We start from the raw sequence: 4518 nt of genomic DNA on the forward strand, positions 1-4518 counted from the left end.
GGCCTGGGCCCGTTCCATCTCCTCCGGGGTGGGGCCTTCCGCCGCGAAGCGGGCCAGCTCCTCGTCGACGGCCGCCTCGATCCGCGGCACCTCGACGCCGCCGGACGTCTTGACGTCCAGCCAGCCCAGCGAGGGCGCTCCAGCGAGCCTGAGCAGCCCGAATCCCGCGGCCACCGCCGTACGGTCGCGGCGGACCAGGCGGTTGTGCAGCCGGGACGACTCACCGCCGCCGAGCACGGTCAGCGCCAGGTCCGCGGCGTCGCACTCCCGGGTGCCGTCGTGCGGCAGCCGGTAGGCGGCCATCAGCGCGCGTGCCGGGACCTCCTCGTGCACCACCTCACGCAGCTGCTCGCCGATGATGCCGGGGAGCGTGCCGTCACGCGGCGGCTGCTTGCCGTCGTGGGACGGGATGGAGCCGAAGTACTTCTCGATCCAGGCCAGCGTCTGCTCCGGGTCGATGTCGCCGACGACCGAGAGCACCGCGTTGTTGGGCGCGTAGTACGTACGGAAGAACGCGCGGGCGTCCTCCAGCGTCGCGGCGTCCAGGTCGGCCATCGAGCCGATCGGGGTGTGGTGGTACGGGTGGCCCTCCGGGTAGGCCAGGGCCGTGAGCTTCTCGAACGCGGTGCCGTAGGGGACGTTGTCGTACCGCTGGCGGCGCTCGTTCTTCACGACGTCGCGCTGGTTCTCCATCGACTCCTCGTCGAGCGCGGCGAGCAGCGAGCCCATCCGGTCGGCCTCGAGCCACAGTGCCAGCTCCAGCTGGTGCGTGGGCATCGTCTCGAAGTAGTTGGTGCGTTCGAAGCTGGTGGTGCCGTTGAGCGATCCGCCGGCGCCCTGCACCAGCTCGAAGTGACCGTTCCCCTTGACCTGGCCGGAGCCCTGGAACATCAGGTGCTCGAAAAGGTGAGCCAGGCCGGTGCGGCCCTTGACCTCGTGGCGGGAGCCGACGTCGTACCAGAGGCAGACCGCCGCGACCGGGGTCAGATGGTCCTCCGAGAGCACCACGCGCAGGCCGTTGGCCAGGCGGTGTTCGGTCGCCGTCAAACCGCCGGAACCGGCCTGGGCTGTGGCCGTGTGACCCATGGGCATGTACGTCCCTTCGATCGGTACAGGATTTCCTGCCGGACCTGCCACTGTAAGCAAGCGCACGGGCACCTGGCGAAGTTCCCGCCAGGTGGATGTCGTCGCCGACGCCGTCTCGGAGGAGGCGCCGGGACGGGCGCCCGGGGCGCTTCGGACGGGTCGAGGTCGGCGTTGTCAGTCGGGAGGGCCACAATGGTCCGCGTCAGAACCCTGAGGTTGCCCGACAGAATCTGTGAAGGAGTCGCAGCCGCGATGGCCCGCCGCAGCACGAAGACCCCGCCGCCGGACGACTTCGAGGAGAAGATCCTCGACATCGACGTCGTCGACGAAATGCAGGGCTCCTTCCTCGAGTACGCGTACTCGGTGATCTACTCCAGGGCGCTGCCCGACGCCCGCGACGGCATGAAGCCCGTGCACCGTCGCATCGTGTCCCAGATGAACGAGATGGGGCTGCGCCCGGACCGCGGGTACGTGAAGTGCGCCCGGGTCGTCGGCGAGGTGATGGGCAAGCTCCACCCGCACGGTGACGCGTCGATCTACGACGCGCTGGTGCGCATGGCACAGCCCTTCTCCATGCGGCTGCCCCTCGTGGACGGGCACGGCAACTTCGGCTCGCTCGGCAACGACGACCCGCCTGCCGCCATGCGGTACACCGAGTGCCGGATGGCCGACGCCACGTCCCTGATGACGGAGTCGATCGACGAGGACACCGTCGACTTCCAGTCGAACTACGACGGTCAGGAGCGGGAGCCGGTCGTCCTGCCCGCGGCCTATCCGAACCTCCTGGTCAACGGTGCGTCGGGGATCGCCGTCGGGATGGCGACGAACATGCCCCCGCACAATCTCGGCGAGGTGATCGCCGCGGCCCGCCACCTCATCAGGCACCCCGGCGCCGACCTCGACACGCTGATGCGGTTCGTCCCGGGCCCCGACCTGCCGACCGGCGGCAGGATCGTGGGACTCGGCGGCGTCAAGGACGCGTACGCCTCCGGCCGCGGGACGTTCAAGATCCGCGCCACGGTCGCCATAGAGAACGTCACGGCCCGCCGCAAGGGCCTCGTCGTGACGGAACTCCCCTTCTCCGTCGGGCCGGAGAAGGTCATCTCGAAGATCAAGGACCTCGTCGGTTCGAAGAAGCTCCAGGGCATCGCGGACGTCAAGGACCTCACGGACCGCGAGCACGGTCTGCGGCTGGTGATCGAGGTCAAGAACGGCTTCGTACCGGAGGCCGTCCTGGAGCAGCTCTACAAGCTGACGCCGATGGAGGAGTCCTTCGGCATCAACAACGTGGCGCTGGTGGACGGTCAGCCGCTCACGCTCGGCCTCAAGGAACTCCTGGAGGTCTACCTCGACCACCGCTTCGAGGTGGTACGCCGGCGCAGCGAGTTCCGCAGGACCAAGCGCCGTGACCGGCTGCACCTGGTCGAGGGCCTGCTCGTCGCCCTGCTCGACATCGACGAGGTCATCCGGATCATCCGCGACAGCGACAACTCCGCACAGGCGAAGGAACGCCTGATGGCGCACTTCTCGCTGAGCGAGATCCAGACCCAGTACATCCTGGACACCCCGCTGCGCAGGCTCACCCGCTTCGACCGGATCGAGCTGGAGAGCGAGCGGGACAAGCTGAACGACGAGATCGCCCAGCTGACCACGATCCTGGAGTCGGACGCGGAGCTGCGCAAGCTCGTCTCGTCCGAACTGGCGGCGGTGGCCAAGAAGTTCGGCACCGACCGGCGCACGGTGCTGCTGGAGTCGGCGGGTTCCCAGGTGGCGTCCGTGCCGCTGGAGGTGGCCGACGACCCGTGCCGGGTGCTGCTCTCCTCGACCGGCCTGCTGGCCCGTACCGCCAACGCCGACCCGGTCGTGGAGGCCGAGGACGCCAAGCGCGGCAAGCACGATGTGATCGTCTCGGCGGTCCCGGCCACGGCACGGGGTGATGTGGGCGTGCTGACGTCCGCCGGACGTCTGCTGCGTCTGTCCGTGATCGACCTGCCGCAGCTGCCCGACACCCACACGGCCCCCACCCTGTCGGGAGGGGCGCAGGTCTCCGAGTTCCTCACGCTGGAGGCGGGTGAGGAGCTGATCTGCCTCAGCACGCTGGCCGAGGAGTCACCGGGACTGGCCATCGGCACCCTGCACGGGGTGGTGAAGCGCGTGGTGCCCGACTATCCGCCGAACAAGGACGAGTGGGAGGTCATCTCGCTGAAGGACGGTGACCGGGTCGTCGGCGCCACCCAGCTGCGGACGGGCGAGGAGGACCTGGTCTTCATCACGTCCGACGCGCAGTTGCTGCGCTATCCCGCCGCCCAGGTGCGTCCGCAGGGCCGAGCGGCCGGCGGGATGACGGGGATCAAGCTCGGGGCGGACGCCACCGTGCTCTCGTTCACCGCGGTGGATCCCGCGGCGGACGCCGTGGTGTTCACGGTCGCCGGGTCGCACGGCAAGCTGGACGACTCGGAACGCACCTGGAAGCTCACGCCGTTCGACCAGTACCCGCGTAAGGGCAGGGCCACCGGAGGGGTGCGCTGCCAGCGCTTCCTGAAGGGCGAGGACGTGCTGGTGTTCGCCTGGGCCGGCGGTGCCCCGGCGCGGGCCGCTCAGCGCAACGGGGCGCCGGCCCGGCTGCCGGCGCCGGATCCGCGCCGGGACGGTTCGGGGACGCCTCTGACGAGTCCGGTGGCGGTGGTCGCCGGGCCCCTGCCGTCGTAGGGGGAAAACGGCCTGCGGGACGGCACTTCCCGGTGCGCCGCACCTTCGCGGTGCACGGCACTTCCCGGTACGCGGCCGGGAGGTGCGGTCCCGCCGCCGGTGGCCGGCCGGGGTGTCAGTCCTCGTCGGGCTGCCGCACGTACCGCAGGACCCCCCACATGCTGCGTTCCAGTTCGTCGGCGGCGTCCTGACCTGCCTCCCCGGGGCCTTGGCGTTCCTCGCGGAGGTCCTGCGAGCCGTCGGTGGCGGCCTGGGCAGGGGTTGTCCGGCAGCCGTCGAGCTCCTTGCTCAGGGCGTCGGTGTCGATGCCGGAACCGATCAGCACCAGCTGGGTACGGCGTGCCTCGCCTGCGGCCCACGGCCTCGGCACGAAGCGCAGGAACCCGCCGACGGCGTGCAGGGCGTACGCGTTGGCCCGGTCGCCGGCACCGAAGTCGGCGAAGCCCTTGATCCGGTACAGCCCCGGGGGCCGGGAGTCCAGGAACGCCATGAAGCGCCGTGGGTCCATCGGCACGTCCGAGGTGAAGGAGACGCTCTCGTACGCCGCGTGCAGGTGGTCCGCGTGATCGCCGTCCGCCTCGCGCAGCAGGTCCTCGAAGGTCAGCTGCCGGGCGGCGGTGTCCTCCTCGGGCCGGAGCACGGGGTCGAAGAGCAGCCCGGGGTCGATCCGCCCGTGGACGGCGCCGATGACCGCCGCCGTGCTCCCGGTGGCGGCCACGGCCT

General features: G+C 70.4%; 3 protein-coding genes. 1 reads left to right on the top strand and 2 read right to left on the bottom strand.

Annotated features, from left to right (window positions below):
* Positions 1-1092: M16 family metallopeptidase (locus IH13_RS0102505; RefSeq protein WP_031080645.1), on the bottom strand; the 1092-nt coding region annotated here is incomplete at its 3' end.
* Positions 1093-1338: 246 nt separating this feature from the next.
* Here IH13_RS0102505 and IH13_RS0102510 point away from each other — a divergent pair.
* Positions 1339-3795 carry a DNA gyrase/topoisomerase IV subunit A gene (locus tag IH13_RS0102510; RefSeq protein ID WP_031080648.1) on the top strand — a complete coding sequence of 819 codons (2457 nt, stop codon included), beginning with the start codon at positions 1339-1341 and terminating at the stop codon, positions 3793-3795.
* Positions 3796-3910: 115 nt separating this feature from the next.
* Here the strand turns inward: IH13_RS0102510 and IH13_RS0102515 are convergent.
* A partial coding sequence (locus IH13_RS0102515; protein WP_031080650.1) for a GTP-binding protein occupies positions 3911-4518 on the bottom strand: 608 nt, incomplete at its 5' end.

Source organism: Streptomyces sp. NRRL WC-3549, assembly GCF_000721935.1.
GTDB lineage: Bacteria > Actinomycetota > Actinomycetes > Streptomycetales > Streptomycetaceae > Streptomyces.

Excerpts from the sequence above, each read along its gene's own strand:
- IH13_RS0102510 (WP_031080648.1), top strand. The coding sequence starts at position 1,339 with ATGGCCCGCCGCAGCACGAAGACCCCGCCGCCGGACGACTTCGAGGAG.